General features: G+C 66.9%; 12 protein-coding genes. 7 read left to right on the forward strand and 5 right to left on the reverse strand.

Going from position 1 to position 15141, the window contains the following annotated elements; all coding sequences use genetic code 11:
* Positions 1-23: 23 nt before the first annotated feature.
* Positions 24-2909, reverse strand: a complete 2886-nt coding sequence (locus tag RTY46_RS07915; protein WP_312707638.1) for a TonB-dependent receptor — start codon at positions 2907-2909, stop codon at positions 24-26.
* Between the two features lie 313 nt (positions 2910-3222).
* Here RTY46_RS07915 and RTY46_RS07920 point away from each other — a divergent pair, with 313 nt between their 5' ends.
* The 5 genes from RTY46_RS07920 to RTY46_RS07940 are packed head-to-tail and all read left to right on the forward strand — an operon-like array spanning position 3223 to position 10117.
* The gene (locus RTY46_RS07920; RefSeq protein ID WP_312707640.1) at positions 3223-4590 is read left to right on the forward strand and encodes a polysaccharide lyase 6 family protein; all 1368 of its coding nucleotides are present in this window, start codon (positions 3223-3225) and stop codon (positions 4588-4590) included.
* Positions 4587-6815, forward strand: coding sequence for an oligoalginate lyase (locus RTY46_RS07925; RefSeq protein WP_312707641.1), 2229 nt, complete (start codon positions 4587-4589; stop codon positions 6813-6815). The genes RTY46_RS07920 and RTY46_RS07925 overlap by 4 nt, the downstream gene beginning before the upstream one ends.
* On the forward strand, positions 6812-8116 hold the full coding sequence (locus tag RTY46_RS07930) for an MFS transporter (protein WP_312707642.1): 1305 nt from the start codon (positions 6812-6814) through the stop codon (positions 8114-8116). Before RTY46_RS07925 ends, RTY46_RS07930 begins: the two co-directional genes overlap by 4 nt.
* A 42-nt stretch (positions 8117-8158) precedes the next feature.
* Positions 8159-8911 carry a glucose 1-dehydrogenase gene (locus tag RTY46_RS07935; protein ID WP_312707643.1) on the forward strand — a complete coding sequence of 251 codons (753 nt, stop codon included), beginning with the start codon at positions 8159-8161 and terminating at the stop codon, positions 8909-8911.
* Positions 8912-8929: 18 nt separating this feature from the next.
* Complete coding sequence (locus tag RTY46_RS07940) at positions 8930-10117, forward strand: GDSL-type esterase/lipase family protein (protein ID WP_312707644.1); 1188 nt, start codon at positions 8930-8932, stop codon at positions 10115-10117.
* 203 nt (positions 10118-10320) lie between these two features.
* Here the strand turns inward: RTY46_RS07940 and RTY46_RS07945 are convergent, their stop codons facing one another.
* From RTY46_RS07945 to nudE, 4 genes are read right to left on the reverse strand one after another with little or no spacing between them, the layout of a single operon-like run.
* On the reverse strand, positions 10321-10650 hold the full coding sequence (locus RTY46_RS07945; RefSeq protein ID WP_312707645.1) for a YnfA family protein: 330 nt from the start codon (positions 10648-10650) through the stop codon (positions 10321-10323).
* Entirely contained in the window at positions 10647-11480 is an 834-nt protein-coding gene (gene mazG / locus RTY46_RS07950; protein ID WP_312707646.1) for a nucleoside triphosphate pyrophosphohydrolase, read from the reverse strand. The genes RTY46_RS07945 and mazG overlap by 4 nt, the downstream gene beginning before the upstream one ends.
* Before the next feature lie 13 nt (positions 11481-11493).
* Entirely contained in the window at positions 11494-12297 is an 804-nt protein-coding gene (gene cysQ / locus RTY46_RS07955; protein ID WP_312707647.1) for a 3'(2'),5'-bisphosphate nucleotidase CysQ, read from the reverse strand.
* Complete coding sequence (gene nudE, locus RTY46_RS07960; protein ID WP_312707648.1) at positions 12294-12857, reverse strand: ADP compounds hydrolase NudE; 564 nt, start codon at positions 12855-12857, stop codon at positions 12294-12296. The genes cysQ and nudE overlap by 4 nt, the downstream gene beginning before the upstream one ends.
* 77 nt (positions 12858-12934) lie before the next feature.
* Between nudE and bioA the strand changes: the two genes are divergently transcribed.
* Together bioA and RTY46_RS07970 are read left to right on the forward strand one after the other, a co-directional pair.
* Entirely contained in the window at positions 12935-14326 is a 1392-nt protein-coding gene (bioA, locus tag RTY46_RS07965; protein ID WP_312707649.1) for an adenosylmethionine--8-amino-7-oxononanoate transaminase, read from the forward strand.
* Positions 14317-15054 carry a 16S rRNA (uracil(1498)-N(3))-methyltransferase gene (locus RTY46_RS07970; protein WP_312707650.1) on the forward strand — a complete coding sequence of 246 codons (738 nt, stop codon included), beginning with the start codon at positions 14317-14319 and terminating at the stop codon, positions 15052-15054. Before bioA ends, RTY46_RS07970 begins: the two co-directional genes overlap by 10 nt.
* Positions 15055-15141: the final 87 nt, after the last annotated feature.

Genomic DNA, 15141 nt, shown 5'->3' on the forward strand with positions numbered 1-15141 from the left:
GACCTGTAGCCGCGCCGCCCTGTTCAGAACTTGTATCGTACACCGAAATACGCACGCCGCCCGTAGGTCACCACTTCACGGAAGTTGCCGTAAAGCGGCTGGTAGGCCACGCGCGGTTCGTTGGTCAGGTTCATCAGTTCCAACGACAACGACAGTTGTTTGCTGACGCGGTAACGCATGCGCAGGTCCACGCTGGTGTTGTCATCGTAGTAGCGGTTCTGCTGCGCAGTGTTGCCAGTGAAATCCTGGTAGTAGTGCGAGCGGAACTTGCCGATGGCCTGGATGTTGAAGCGGCCGACATCCCAATAGATCGAGCCGGACAGCACGTGCCGCGAGAAGCCGCTCAGGCCGGCCGGCGGCACGATGGCGGGAATGATGCTGCCATCGGCGGCCAGCTGCTCGCCCAGGCGCGAATCCTGGGTCTGGTAATCGGCATCGGCATAGTTGTAGCTGACCTTGAAGCCCAGCCCGTCGAACGGCTTGGGCAGGTAGGACAGGCGGTGGGTGGCGGTCAGTTCGAAGCCGGTCAGCGTGCTGTCCTCATCGGTGGTGACCTGCTGCCGCACCGGCACGGTCACCGTCTGCCCGTTGAGGGTGTAGGTTTCCGGTACCAGCGCGGTGGCGGTGCCGCCGTTGAACTGCTTCCAGTACACCGCGCCGGCCAGCATCGTGTCCGGGTTGGGGTACCACTCCAGCGACAGATCGCCGTTCCAGGACATCAACGGCTGCGCGGCCGGGTTGCCGCTGGCACTGATGTCGTCCAGCGCGTCGGCCAGGTTGCCGTAGGTGGCATCGCTGCTGACATTGATGGTGCGCCCGGCGCCCAGTGCGGCGATATCCGGGCGCGACATGGCCCGGTACGCACCCACGCGCAGCAGCAGGTCCGGCTTCAGTTCGAAGGCGGCGTTCAGGCTGGGCAGCAGCTTGTCATTGCCGGCCTTGAAGACCTGGGTGGTGTAGTTGCCGGTGGGCTGCAGGCGGATCGTGCCGTCGCCGTTGTCCAGCACCTGCAGGTCAGTGCGCACGCCTTCGGAACGCACATCGGTCTTCACCCAGCGCAGGCCGACGTTGCCGGTCACCGGCAGGCCCAGCAGCGTGCTGCTGAATTCGCCCATCAGGTACAGCGCGCGGGTCTTTTCAGTGACATCGACGTTGTTGGGATCCTGGAAGGCCGGATCCAGGCCGCTGGCCAGGCTGCCGCGGAACGACTGGTACAGGCAGTCCGGATCGAAGTACGCCCAGGACGAGATCGTGTTGCCGCTGGCCGCGTCCATGAAATCATCCTGCGGGAACGGCGCCCGGCAGGCTTTGTTTGCGGCGATGATCTTCGCCTTGTCGGCGGCTACGCGCGGGTCGTAGTCGGTGACCAGGGTGTTGTCGCGCAGGCGGTAGTCGGCCTGGCTGGCGCGCAGCCCGCCCTTGATGCGGGTGAAGAAGCCCGATTCGGGCATGAAGCTGGCATCGAAACGCCCGGCCTTGATCTTGTGATCGTTCTCAGTGGCGCTGGAGGTGACCCGCGCCGCACCGGAATATGCGTCCCAGTTGTTTACATCGAAGTTCGGCGCCAGCGCGATGCTGGGGACCTCGCCGTGCCAATCCCAGTCGTAGTCCACGTAGCCGGTGGCGCCGCTGCTGATGCCCGGCACCACGGCATTGTTGACGTCGCGCTGGTTGGCGCGCAGGCGGGTCATACGCTCGCTGTCCAGGCGATTGGTGTGCGAATAGGAAAGATCGGTGGACAGTTCCCAGGCCGCACTGGGCCGCAGGATCAGGTTCAAGCCGCCACCGGTGTATTCCTCGCCGCGCCAGTAGCGGTTGGACGTGGAATCGATGGAGGTGCTGCCGTGCAGGTGGCGCACGATGCCGTTCTCATCCACCTCGCGCTGGGTGATGCCGCGACGCGCGTTGGACAGGCTGAGGTCGCTGCGGTTTTCATACCAGTTGCGGTCGGTGTGCTCGAAATCGACGTTCAGTTCGACCACGTCGTTGGGCCGCCACTGGATCGCGGCGAACTCGCTCTGCCGGTCGTTGCGTTCCTGCTTCAGGCGGTAGATGCGGCTGCTGGGCACCAGGTAGTAAGGCGCGCCGTTGGCGATGGCCTGTGCGCTCACTTCGTTGCAGTTGGCATTGCCCACGTTCTGCGCACCGTTGCAGGCGTACCAGGTGGAGCCGCTGGTGATGCTTTCTTCCGGGTCGGTGCCGTCCAGCCGCTGGAAGCCCAGCGAGATGCCCAGCTTCTGGCCATCGCCGAACTCGAACTGGTCGATGTAGCTGGCGGTGCCGCGGTAGCCGATGCCATCGTCGTCGCGGTACTTCTTGTCATACTCGGCCCAGCTGCCGCGCAGGTCGATCTGCGCGGCGCGCTTGCCGTATTCCAGCGGGCGCACGGTTTCCAGGCCGATGGTGCCGGCCACGCCGCCCTCGATGATGTCCGCACGCTGGGTCTTGTAGATGGCCACGGTGTTGACCAGCTCGGCCGGGAACATATTGAAGTTCACCGAACGATCGCCGCTGCCGTTGGTGATCTCGCGGCCATTGAAGTTGGTGCTGCTGAGGAAGGCGCCGAGCCCGCGGATCGATATTTCCGAGGCGCCGGTCTTGTCACGGGTGGATGCCGCGCCGGTGAGGGTTTCGATCGCATCGGCCAACGACGGTGCCGGCAGGTCGCCGATGTCATCGGCCGACAGCACATCGGCAATGACGGTGTCGTCGCGCTTCTTGTTGATCGAACTCTGCATCGATTCGCGGATGCCGGTGACCTGCACCTGGTCCAGGGTGGTCGCGTCCTGGCCCTGCGCGGCCGACTGCGCCTGTACGGTGGGCACGGCCGCCAGCGCTGCCAGCAGTGCCACGATCAGTGGCGTGGGGCACAACGAGGTGTTGCGTACAGATCCGGCGGTTCGCCGCATGGTCTCCTCCTCCCAAAGGATCGCCTGGATGGCAGGCGTGGGACGCAGCTTCGGCACGCCGATGGCAAGTTGTCAACCAATTGGACTGGGTTTTTCTTAATACCTTTGTTTCAGACCAATTCGCAGGCAACTTATGTGCTCATGCAGCATGACTTTGCGCGAAAGCTGGCTTACAAAAGGCCTCGAAGTGGTATACAAAGCCGCCCCGCAACGATGTTCCCACCGTCCCAGGAAGGTTCGCATGCGCATCGCAACGCTTTCGCACCGACGCTCCACACGATTTCCGGTTTCGTGCCTGGCCACTGGACTGGCAATGTGCCTGTCCACTTTTTCGGCGCAGGCGGCCAGCTGGCTGGTGCACGAGGCCGCCGAGTTCAGCACCGCGGCCGCCGCGCTGCAGCCGGGTGATGAAATCGTGCTGGCCAATGGCACCTGGACCGATACCCGCTTGCTGCTGAAGGGACAGGGGACGGCAGCAGCGCCGATCGTGCTGCGCGCGCAGACCCCGGGCAAGGTGATCCTGAGCGGCCGCTCCGATCTGCGCCTGGCGGGCAGCTACCTGCAGGTGTCCAACCTGGTATTCCGCGACGGCTACGCGCCCGGCGATGCGGTGGTGGCCTTCCGCGAATCGAGCAAGGCCGTGGCCACCCACAGCCGGGTGACCGGGCTGGTGATCGACGATTACAGCAACCCCGATGCCAGCGACCAGGACTACTGGGTGTCGCTGTACGGCAGCCACAACCGCCTGGACCACAGCCAGCTGCGCGGCAAGACCAACGCCGGGCCGACGGTGGTGGTGGTACGCGATACCACCCACGGCCTGGACAACCAGCACCGCATCGACCACACCTGGTTCGGTCCGCGCCCGGCGCTGGGCGCGAACGGCGGCGAGACGATACGCGTGGGCACCAGCGATACCTCGCTGAGCGATTCCAACAGCACCGTGGAAAACAATTGGTTCGAGGGCTGCGACGGCGAGACCGAGATCATCAGCAACAAGTCCGGCGGCAACACATACCGCGGCAATGTCTTCTATCGCTCGGCCGGTGCGCTCACCCTGCGCCATGGCAACGGCAACCGCGTGCTGGACAACGTGTTCCTGGGCGGTGACAAGGCCGGTACCGGCGGCGTGCGCGTGATCAACGCCGACCAGACCGTCAGCAACAATTACTTCGAACGCCTGGCCGGTTCCAGCAACCGCGCCGCGCTGGCAGTGATGGACGCGCAGGCCAACCCGCCACTGTCCGGCTACGCGCCGGTAGTGAACGCCACGATCAGCCGCAACACCTTCGTCGATGTGGCCAAAATCAGCTTCGGCGTCGGCCACGATCCGGCCAAGGGTATCGAGGTGGCCGCCAGCAACAGCCGCTTCAGCGCCAACCTGATCGTCAACCGCAGCAGCAAGAATCCGCCCACCGCCGCCAGTTCGCTCGCCGGCATCACCTTCGTCGGCAACGTGCAGTCTCCGCAGGCCAGCACGGTGTTTCCTGGCGGCGTGGCCAGCAGCACCGTCACCCTGCAGCAGGCTGCCAGCCAACTGTGGGTGCCCAGCCCTGCCCTGCCGTCCGTGGGCGCCGATCCGGCACTGACGATGACCGCACGTGAAGCCACGGGGGTGGACTGGTACCCCAAGGTGGGCGAGGTTGCCCTGTCACGCACCAACACCGGAGTTGATCGATGAGGTTGCAGCCGCTGTTCGTTTCCCTGGCCCTGGCCCTGCCCGCTACCGTGTTGCCGGCCCTGCCGCTGCAGGCGGCACCGGCAGCCGCCGCGCGCCAATCCGACACCGCACCGGTGCTGGTGACCGCCGCGCAATGGCAGCAGATGGCCAGCGAGGGCAGCCGCTACCCCTGGTTCGCCAAAGAGCAGGCGCGCGCGGAAAAATCGCTGAAGAAGATGATGAAGGCCGGCATCGACGTGCCGGTGCCCAAGGACAAGGGCGGCGGCCGTACCCATGAACAGCACAAGCGCAATTACCAAGCGCTGCTGGCCGCCGGCACGCTGTACCGGCTGACCGGTGACAAGGCCTATGTCGACTACGCGCGCGACATGCTGCTGCAGTACGCCAAGCTCTACCCCACCCTGGGCCCGCACCCGGAAGGCCGCGGGCAGATTCCCGGCCGCGTGTTCTGGCAGGTGCTGAATGATTCGGTGTGGCTGGTCAACGCGATCCAGGGCTACGACGCGATCCGCGATGCACTGCCGGCTGCCGACCGGCAGACCATCGAATCCCAGGTGTTCCGGCCGATGGCCGAGTTCCTGGTGAGCGAACCGAAGAACTACGACCAGATCCACAACCACGCCACCTGGGCGGTCGCGGCCACCGGCATGACCGGTTACGTGCTGCGCGACCAGGAACTGGTGGAAAAATCGCTGCGCGGCAGCCAGAAGGATGACCAGTTCGGTTTCCTGCGGCAGATCGACCTGCTGTTCTCGCCCGACGGCTATTACGAGGAAGGCCCGTACTACCAGCGCTACGCACTGGCACCGTTCCTGCTGTTCGCCAACGCGGTGGAACGCAATGAGCCGCAGCGGAAAATCTTCCAGCGCCGTGATGGCGTGCTGCTGAAGGCGGTGGATGTGCTGGTGCAGACCAGCTATGACGGCCTGTTCTTCCCGATCAACGATGCGATCCTGGACAAGGGCATCGACACCGAGGAACTGGTGGCCGGCATCGGCATTGCCTATGCCCGCAGCGGCGATGATCGTCTGCTGTCGGTGGCACAGAAACAGAAACGGCTGCTGCTTTCGCCCGAAGGCCTGCAGGTGGCGCAGGCATTGGCCGCCAACAAGGCCAAGCCGTTCGACTTCCGCCCCATGCTGCTGCGCGATGGCCCGGCCGGTGACCGCGGCGCCCTGGCGATCCTGCGCATGAATGGCGAACGCGGCCAGGCGCTGGTGCAGAAGGACACCATGCAGGGCATGGGCCATGGGCATTTCGACAAGCTCAACTGGCTGTTCTATGACAACGGCAACCCGGTGGTGACCGACTACGGCGCGGCCCGCTTCCTGAACGTGGAAGCCAAGCGCGGCGGCATCTACCTGGCGGAAAACCGCAGCTGGGCCAAGCAGACCGTGGCCCACAACACCCTGGTGGTGAACGAGACCAGCCACTTCAAGGGCGACTGGAAGCGCGGTGAGGAACATGCGCCGCAGGTGCGCTTCTTCCAGGCCGACGCCGATACCCAGGTGGCCTCGGCCACCATGCGTGATGCCTACCCCGGCGTGGTGTTCACCCGCACCCAGGCGCTGCTGCGCCACCCCGAACTGGGCCTGCCGGTGGTGCTGGACCTGCTGCAGGTGCGCGGCGACAAGGCGGCGCGCTACGACCTGCCGCTGCACTTCAACGGGCACATCGTCACCACCGGTTTCGAGGCCGAGCACTTCCCGGCGCAGCGCCCGGTGCTGGGCAGCGACAACGGCTACCAGCACCTGTGGCTGGACGCACGCAGCAAGCCCGGCAGCGAGCCGCGCACGCTGGCCTGGCTGCTGGATGGGCGCTTCTACACCTATCGCTTCGGCAGCAGCGCGCCGGCACAGGCCCTGCTGGTGGAAAGCGGCGCCAACGACCCGGAGTTCAACCTGCGCCGCGAGCCGGCCCTGCTGCAACGCGTGGAAGGCCAGAAGGATGTGACCTTCTACAGCGTGCTGGAGCCGCATGGCGAGTACAACGGCACCGCCGAGTACGTGCACGGCGCCGACAGCCGCATCAAGGACATCGTGCGCAGCCGCGGCGGCGATGCCGAGGTGATCGAGCTGCGCCTGGCCAGCGGTGCGCGCATCGCGCTGGGCGTGGCCGACGACAGCACCGCCAAAGGCGAGCACAGCGTGACCGTCGATGGCCACGTTTACCGCTGGAGCGGCAGCCACGCACGCATGGACCGCAGCAAGGGTGGCGCACGATGAACGGCCCGGCGGTGGTGTCCCGCCTGCGGAAGGTGCCGGTGCGTTCGGCGGTGCGCTGGCTGATCGTCGGCCTGATTGCCGTGGCCACGGTGATCAACTACATCGACCGCAATGCACTGGCGGTGATGTGGCCGGAGATCGCCAAGGAAGTGGGCGCGACCAAGGATGACTACGCCCTGCTGGTGACCGTGTTCATGCTGTTCTACGCCGCCGGACAGTTCCTGTTCGGACGCTTGTTCGACATGATCGGTACGCGGCTGGGCTTCGCCCTCTCAATCAGCGTGTGGTCGATCTCCATCGCCCTGCATGCGGTCACCCATTCGATCCTGTCCTTCAGCCTGGTGCGCGCGATGCTGGGCATCAGCGAGGCCGGCGCATGGCCAGGCGCGGTGAAGGCCAATGCGGAATGGTTCCCGGCGCGCGAACGGGCGCTGGCGCAGGGCGTGTTCAACGCTGGTGCGTCGGTCGGCGCCATCGTCTCGGCACCGGCCATCGCCGGGCTGTACCTGTGGCTGGGCTGGCGCGGCACCTTCGTGCTGGTCGGTGCCATCGGCTTCCTGTGGCTGCTGCCCTGGCTGTTCGTTTACCGCGCCGGCCCGGACAAACACCCGTGGGTGAGCGATGCCGAGCGACGCCTGATCCAGGAAGACCAGGCCGGTCAGCAGGCGGTGGCGGCACCGAAAGTGAGCGTGCGTGCACTGCTGGCGCACCGGCAGAGCTGGGGCATGCTCGCCTGCCGGTTCCTGCTGGACCCGATCTGGTGGCTGTTCGTTTCGTGGCTGCCGATCTACCTGGCCGAAACGTTCGGTTTTGACATCAAGCAGATCGGCCTGTTCGCCTGGGTGCCGTTCGTGGGCGCCATGCTGGGCAGCCTGAGCGGCGGTTGGCTGTCGGGCCGCCTGATCCGCGCCGGGCACAGCGTGGACCGCGCACGCAAGCTGTCCATCACCCTGGGTTGCGTGATCATGGCCCCCGCTCTGCTGGGCGCGGTGCTGGCCAACCAGCCGCTGCTGGCAGTGCTGGCCATTGCCGCGGTGCTGTTCGGCTTCCAGGTAGCGATCGGCAACATCCAGACCCTGCCCGGTGATCTGTTCGATGGCCGTTCGGTGGGCACCCTGGCCGGCCTGGGTGGGCTGGCGGCCGTGGCCGGCACCCTGATCACCACCTGGCTGGTGCCGGTGCTGACCCGCCATTCCTACGCACCCATTTTCATTCTTGTCGCCGCCCTGGTGCCGCTGTCGCTGGCCGCGCTGTGGTGGTGGACCGGACCGATCCACAAGCTGGACCGCCCCGGCCGCTGAGCCCTCTTTTCCCATTCCCCCGCAAACCAAGGAGTTTCCCGCATGTCGTTCAAGGACAAGGTGGCCATCGTCACCGGCGGTGGCCGTGATATCGGCCGCGCCGTCTCGATCAAGCTGGCCGCCGCCGGTGCACGCGTGTGCATCAACTACGCCAACGACGAAGCCAGCGCGCAGGACACGCTGGCCGCCATCCAGGCCGCCGGTGGCCAGGCCATCGTGCACCGCGCCGACGTCACCGACGCGGCCGCCGTGGCCGGCCTTGTCGCCGCAACCCAGGCCGCGTTCGGCGAGCGCATCGACCTGCTGGTGAACGTGGCCGGCGGCATGGTGCAGCGCCGCCCGCTGGCCGAGATCGACCCGGCGTTCTTCCACACCGTGATGGATCTCAACCTGACCTCGACCTATCTGACCACCCATGCGGTGGTGCCGCACATGGGCGAAGGCGCGGCCATCGTCAATTTCGCTTCGCAGGCCGGCCGCGATGGCGGTGGCCCCGGCGCGTCGATCTACGCCACCGCCAAGGCCGCGGTGATGACCTTCACCCGCGCCATGGCCAAGGAACTGGGGCCGAAGGGCATCCGCGTGAACGCGCTGTGCTGCGGCATGATCGCCACCCGCTTCCATGACGAATTCACCAAGCCGGAAGTGCGCACCGCCGTCGCCGGCAACACCCCGCTGCGCCGCCAGGGCGTGCCGGACGAAGCCGCCGATGCGGCGGTGTTCCTGGCCTCCGATGCAGCGGCGTTCATCACCGGTGCGAACCTGGACGTCAACGGCGGCACCTACTTCTCCTGACCTGAGCGGACACTTGCCATGCAGCGCTGGATCACCCTGCTTTCGCTGGCCATCGGCGCTGCCGTGGCCGCCCCCGTCGCCCAGGCCGCACCGGTCTGGGTGACCGCCTGGACCGCTTCACCGGCACCGGATCGCAAGGACGGCACCGCCGATGCTCCGGTGCAGTTTGCCGCGCAGACCGTGCGCCAGGACGTGCGCGTGGGCAGTCGCGGCGATGCGCTGCGGCTGCGCATCAGCAATGAACTGGGCACCACGCCGTTGCACGTGGAGGATGTGCGCGTGCAGGTGAAGGGGGGCAAAGGGGCCGCGCTGCCGTTGACCGTGGATGGACGCAACGCGATCGACGTTCCGGTGGGTGCGGCCGTGCTGAGCGATCCTCTGCCATTGCAGGTGGGCGCACTGCAGGAGATCAGCGTGACCGCCTGGTTCCCGCAGCCGACACGGCCGGCCGTGCGCCGCACGGTGGTGCGGGTGGTGGATGGCCAGCAGGCCAGCGTGGCCGACGCGGTGAAGGTGAGCTACCAGCAGAACGTGTTTTCGGCGGTGCTGGTGCAACGTGCCGACCGCCCGCAGGTGATCGTCGCGCTGGGCGATTCGATCACCGAAGGCGCCACCGCCCGGCGCGGCTCGTTCAACCAGTGGCCCGAACGGCTGGGCGAACGCCTGCAGCAGGCCTGCCCGGATCGTTTCGTGGTGCTCAACCAGGGCATCAGCGGCAACAAACTGCTGGACCACGGCCGCAGCCACAGTGCGCTGTCACGCCTGGATCGCGATGTGATTGCCGTGGCCGATGCCGATCAGGTGATCCTGTTCGAAGGCATCAATGACATCCGCAACGGCGGGGGCGCCAAGCCACTGCCGGGGCGCAACGCAGCGGACATGCTGCTGGGCTACCGGCAGGTGGCGGCGCGGCTGCAGGCGCATGGCATCCGCGCCTGGCTGGGCACGCTGACCCCGTTTGGTGGTTCCGAGCGCTACGAGCCGGTATCGGCTGCGACCCGCACCACCATCAACCAGTGGGCGCGCGGCAAGGACACCGGTTTCGAGGGCGTGGTGGATTTCGATGCGGCGCTGCGTGATCCGGCGGCGCCGGAAGCGTTGCCGGCCAACATTACCCGCGACCACCTGCACCCCAATGATGAGGGCTACCGGCGGATGGCCGAAGCGATCGACCTGGGCATGCTGGGCTGCAAGGCGCCGCGCTGACCGCTGTTGCCTGCTCGACTGCTTCGACGCTTCGGTAGAGTCGAGCTTGCTCGACTGATTCCAGCAAGAGCAGTCGAGCAAGCTCGACTCTACGGAAAAGCAAAAAACAGTCGAGCAAGCTCGACTCTACGGAAGAGCAGAAGCGTCCGAGCAGGGATCGACGCCGCAGCAGAAAACAGCCGAGCATGGCTCGGCTCTACAGTTCACGGGGCGGTGGCGCGCGGGCCGAACATGATCACGGCCATGCCGGCCAGGCACAGGGCGGCACCGAGCAGATCCCAACGGCTGGGGCGGATGCCGTCGACCAGCCACAGCCAGAACAGCGCGGTGCCGATGTAGACGCCACCGTAGGCGGCATACACGCGCCCGCTGGCCGTGGGATGCAGGGTCAGCAGCCACGCGAACAACGCCAGGCTGGCCGCCGCCGGCAGCAGCAGCCACACGCTGCCGCCCTTGCGCAGCCACAGCCACGGCAGATAGCAGCCGACAATCTCGGCCAGCGCGGTCAGCAGGAACAGGCCCAGCGTCTTCACGATTTCTCTGCAGCCTTGGCGCGTTGCCAGAGGGCTTCCTGCGCATCCAGGTCCAATCCGGCCAGCACTTCACCCTGCGCCTCGGCCTGCGCTTCCATGGCGCGGAAGCGGCGCTCGAACTTGTGATTGGCCCCGCGCAGTGCCGCGCCCAGGTCGATATCGGCATGGCGGGCCAGGTTGGCGCATACGAACAACAGGTCGCCCAGTTCCTCCTGCAGCCGTGCCTTGTTGCCGGCAACATCACCGCGCTCGAATTCCTCGCGCAGTTCCTGCAGTTCTTCGGCGGCCTTGTCCAGCACCGGCAACGGGCCCGGCCAATCGAAGCCGACCCGTGCAGCGCGTGCCTGCAGTTTCACCGCACGCTGCCATTCGGGCAGGCCGCGCGAGACGCCGGCCAGGGCCGAGCCATCCTGGTCACCCTTGGCCGCACGTTCGGCACGCTTGATCGCGTCCCAGTTGCGCATCACGCCATCGGCGTCTTCCACGTTCACATCAGCGAACACGTGCGGGTGGCGGCGCTGCATCTTGTCACTGATCGCGCGGGCGACATCGGCGAAGGCGAAGCTGCCCTGCTCTTCGGCCATGCGCGCATGGAACACCACCTGCAGCAGCAGGTCACCCAGTTCATCGCACAGGTCATCGAAGTCGCCGCGGTCGATGGCATCGGCCACTTCGTACGCTTCTTCGATGGTGTAAGGGGCAATCGTGCTGAAATCCTGCTGCAGATCCCACGGGCAGCCGCCCTGCGGGTCGCGCAGGCGGGCCATGATCGCCAGCAGGCGCTCCAGTTCAGCGCTGGCGGCACTGCCGGCGGTGGGGGTGTCGCTCATGCAGCCTCCAGGTTCAATCGGTCAACCAGTCGCGCCACGGCAGGCTGGTGTCACCCAGGGCGATGAAATCGCCATTGAGCAGCGTGCTGCGGCGGTTGTAGCGGAACGGCTTGCCGGTGCGTGCGGACAGCACCGCACCGCCCGCGGCATGCAGCACGCACTGGCCGGCGGCGGTGTCCCATTCCGAAGTAGGGCCCAGCCGTGGATAGACATCCAGGCCACCCTCGGCGATCCGGCAGAATTTCAGCGACGAGCCCTGCACCACCGTTTCAATGTCGCCCATGCGCTGCAGCAGCGCGATGGTTTCCGGCGAGCGGTGCGAGCGACTGGCCGCCACCCGCAACGGCGTGGTGGCCGGCGTGCGGGTGCGCAGCACGGTGTCATGCAGGCCCTGGCGGCGGTAGGCCAGTTCGCCGCGCATGGCGTGCCAGACGATACCGGTCACCGGCGACTGCACCACGCCGAACGCCGGTGCGCCCTGGTAGATCAGCGCGATGTTGACGCTGAACTCGCCGTTGCGCTTGACGAAATCGCGGGTGCCGTCCAGCGGGTCCACCAGCCAGTAAGCGCCCCAGTGCTGCCGCTGCTCCCACGGCACCAGCGCCGATTCTTCGGAAAGAATCGGCAGGTCCGGGGTGAGCTGGCGCAGGCCCTGCTGGATGACGCGGTCGGCAGCCAGGTCGGCCGCGGTGACCGGGCTGTCGTCGGCCTTCAGGGTGACGTCGAAACCGCTGCTGTAGACCTGCATGATCGCCTGTCCGGCCTGCTGGGCAATGGCGATGGCGGTCTCGCGCAGTTCGGTGGTCAGCTTGATCATCGTGCCGCCTGCAGCCATTGCCGCGCGATGAACAGCGCGGCCAGCGAACGACCTTCGGAGAAGTCTTCGCGCAGCATCAGCTGGTCCAGCTCGGCCAGCTTCCACGGCACCACTTCCAGTTCCTCGGGCTCATCGCCGGCCAGCTTTTCCGGGTACAGATCGCGTGCCACCACCAGCCACGACTGGTGGCTCATGTAGGTCGGCGCCAGGGTCATGGCGCGCAGTACATCCACCCGCCGCGCACCGTAACCGGCTTCTTCCTTCAGCTCGCGGTCGGCGGCCTGTTCCGGGGTTTCGCCGGCGTCGATACGGCCCTTCACCAGGCCCAGCTCATAGCGGTGCACGCCGGCGGCGTACTCACGCACCAGCAGAACGGTCTCTTCGTCCAGCATCGGCACCACCACCACGGCGCCATGACCGCGGCTGACCAGGCGCTCGAAGCGCCGGTGTTCGCCGTTGGAAAACTCCAGATCCAGATGCTGGCGCTGGAACGGGCCGTTCTCCTCGTCGGTGATCCGATGGATGATCGGCAGGCGACGGCTGGCGCGGTCATCGGTCATACGGACTCTCCACGGCGGGCGGCGCGCGCACCGGGGCCGATAGAATGGGCAGGCAGCAACATGTTCATGAGCCCGAAATGCTAGCAGACCCAACCCCTTCCCCGCTGGCCCAGCAGTGGCGGCAACGCGACCTGCAGGTGCTGTGGCACCCCTGCACGCAGATGCGCGAGCACCCGCACACCCTGCCGCTGGTGCCGATCGCGCGGGGACAGGGCGCTTGGCTGATCGATCACGATGGCAACCGCTACCTGGATGCGGTCAGCAGCTGGTGGACAAACCTGTTCGGCCATGCTGAACCGCGCATTGGCGGCGCCATTGCCGCCCAGGCCGGGCAACTGGAGCAGGTGATGCTGGCCGGGTTCAGCCATGAACCGGCGATCACCCTGGCCGAGCGTCTGCTGGCGCTGGTACCGCGCCAGGCGGGGCGCGATCCGCTGGCCAAGGTGTTCTTTGCCGACAACGGCTCGGCCGGGGTGGAAGTAGCGCTGAAGATGGCCTTCCAATACTTCCAGAACCGCGGCGAGACCCGGCGCACGCGCTTCATCGCGCTGGAGAACGGCTACCACGGCGAAACCCTGGGCGCATTGGCGCTGGGCGATATTCCGCTGTACCGCCGCGTGTATGCGCCGCTGCTGGCCGAAGGTCTGTTCGCGCCGTCGCCCGATGCCTACCTGTCCGAGCCCGGGCAGAGCGCCGCTGAGCGCGCCCTGCAGGCCGCCGACGGCCTGGCCACGCTGTTCGACCAGCACCCGGGTGAAATCTGCGCGGTGATCCTGGAACCGCGCCTGCAGTGCGCCGGCGGCATGCGCATGTACGACCCGGTGTATCTGAAGCGGGTGCGCGAGCTGTGCGACGCGCACGGTGCGTTCATGATCGCCGATGAGATCGCCACCGGCTTTGGCCGTACCGGCACGCTGTTCGCCTGCGAACAGGCCGCGGTAATGCCCGACCTGATGTGCCTGTCCAAGGGCCTGACCGGCGGCTTCCTGCCGCTGGCTGCAGTGCTGACCACACAGGCGCTGTATGACGCGTTCCTCGACGATTCGCGTGAGCGCGCCTTCCTGCATTCGCACAGCTATACCGGCAATCCGCTGGCCTGCGCGGCCGCCCTGGCCACGCTGGATATCTTCCGCGACGACGACGTGATCGCGCGCAACCGCGGCATCGCCTCGGTGATGGCAACCCTTGCGGCACCACTGTCCGACCATGCGCATGTGGCCGATGTACGCCAGGCCGGCATGGTGGTGGCCTTCGAGCTGTCGCGCGACGGAAACCGGCGCACCCCGTTCAACCCGGCGCTGCGGCTTGGCCTGCACGCCTACAAGGCCGCGCTGAAGCGCGGCGTGGTGCTGCGCCCGCTGGGCGATGTGCTGTACTGGATGCCACCGTATTGTGTGGACGACGAACAACTGGAACTGCTGGCCCATACCACGCTGGCAGCCATCGACGAGGCAATTGCATGCGCGTGACCCGCTGTCCCATCGACCTGCCGCTGCACAGCGGCCAGACCCTGACGCTTCCGGAAGAGACGGCCAACCATCTGGTGCGGGTGATGCGCCTGCGCGAAGGCGATCACTGCGTACTGTTCAATGGCGATGGCCACGACTACAGCGCCGTGCTGACCCTGGCCGGCAAGCGCGAGGTGCAGGTACGCATCGAGACGGCGCAGCCGATCAGCAACGAATCGCCGCTGGCCATCACCCTGCTGCAGGGCGTTGCGCGCGGCGAGAAGATGGACCTGATCCTGCAGAAGGCCACCGAGCTGGGCGTGGCCGCGATCGTGCCGGTGAATGCCGAACGCACCGAGGTGAAGCTGGATGCCGCCCGTGCGGAGAAGCGCGTGGCGCACTGGAACAATGTGGTGACCTCGGCCTGCGGCCAGTCCGGGCGCGCGCGCATTCCGGCGGTCGGCGCGCCGCTGTCGCTGGCACAGGCGGCAGCGACGCTGCCGGCCGATACGCTGCGGCTGACGCTGGACCCGCAGGGGGCACACCGGTTGTCGACGCTGGACGCCGCACCGGCGGGGGGCGTGGTCATCGCGATCGGTCCGGAAGGTGGCTGGTCGCCGCGTGACCGTGACCAGCTGGCCGCTGCGGGCTTCCAGGGCCTGCAGCTGGGGCCGCGCATCCTGCGTACGGAAACCGCCGGGCTGGCCGCGATCGCGGCCGTGCAGGCGCGGTTGGGGGATCTGGGGTAAGAGGAAGGTCCCGCAAGCGAAGTGCCGACCAAGGGCGGCACCTACCAAGGGCGGCGAAGCAGTGCCGACCAAGGTCGGCACCTACCG

The sequence above is a fragment of the Stenotrophomonas sp. genome (assembly GCF_032056425.1).
Taxonomy (GTDB): Bacteria; Pseudomonadota; Gammaproteobacteria; order Xanthomonadales; family Xanthomonadaceae; genus Stenotrophomonas.

Excerpts from the sequence above, each read along its gene's own strand:
- mazG (WP_312707646.1), bottom strand. The coding sequence starts at position 11,480 with ATGAGCGACACCCCCACCGCCGGCAGTGCCGCCAGCGCTGAACTGGAG.
- RTY46_RS07925 (WP_312707641.1), top strand. The coding sequence starts at position 4,587 with ATGAGGTTGCAGCCGCTGTTCGTTTCCCTGGCCCTGGCCCTGCCCGCT.
- nudE (WP_312707648.1), bottom strand. The coding sequence starts at position 12,857 with ATGACCGATGACCGCGCCAGCCGTCGCCTGCCGATCATCCATCGGATC.
- cysQ (WP_312707647.1), bottom strand. The coding sequence starts at position 12,297 with ATGATCAAGCTGACCACCGAACTGCGCGAGACCGCCATCGCCATTGCC.
- RTY46_RS07930 (WP_312707642.1), top strand. The coding sequence starts at position 6,812 with ATGAACGGCCCGGCGGTGGTGTCCCGCCTGCGGAAGGTGCCGGTGCGT.
- RTY46_RS07920 (WP_312707640.1), top strand. The coding sequence starts at position 3,223 with ATGTGCCTGTCCACTTTTTCGGCGCAGGCGGCCAGCTGGCTGGTGCAC.
- RTY46_RS07915 (WP_312707638.1), bottom strand. The coding sequence starts at position 2,909 with ATGCGGCGAACCGCCGGATCTGTACGCAACACCTCGTTGTGCCCCACG.
- RTY46_RS07935 (WP_312707643.1), top strand. The coding sequence starts at position 8,159 with ATGTCGTTCAAGGACAAGGTGGCCATCGTCACCGGCGGTGGCCGTGAT.
- bioA (WP_312707649.1), top strand. The coding sequence starts at position 12,935 with ATGCTAGCAGACCCAACCCCTTCCCCGCTGGCCCAGCAGTGGCGGCAA.
- RTY46_RS07940 (WP_312707644.1), top strand. The coding sequence starts at position 8,930 with ATGCAGCGCTGGATCACCCTGCTTTCGCTGGCCATCGGCGCTGCCGTG.
- RTY46_RS07970 (WP_312707650.1), top strand. The coding sequence starts at position 14,317 with ATGCGCGTGACCCGCTGTCCCATCGACCTGCCGCTGCACAGCGGCCAG.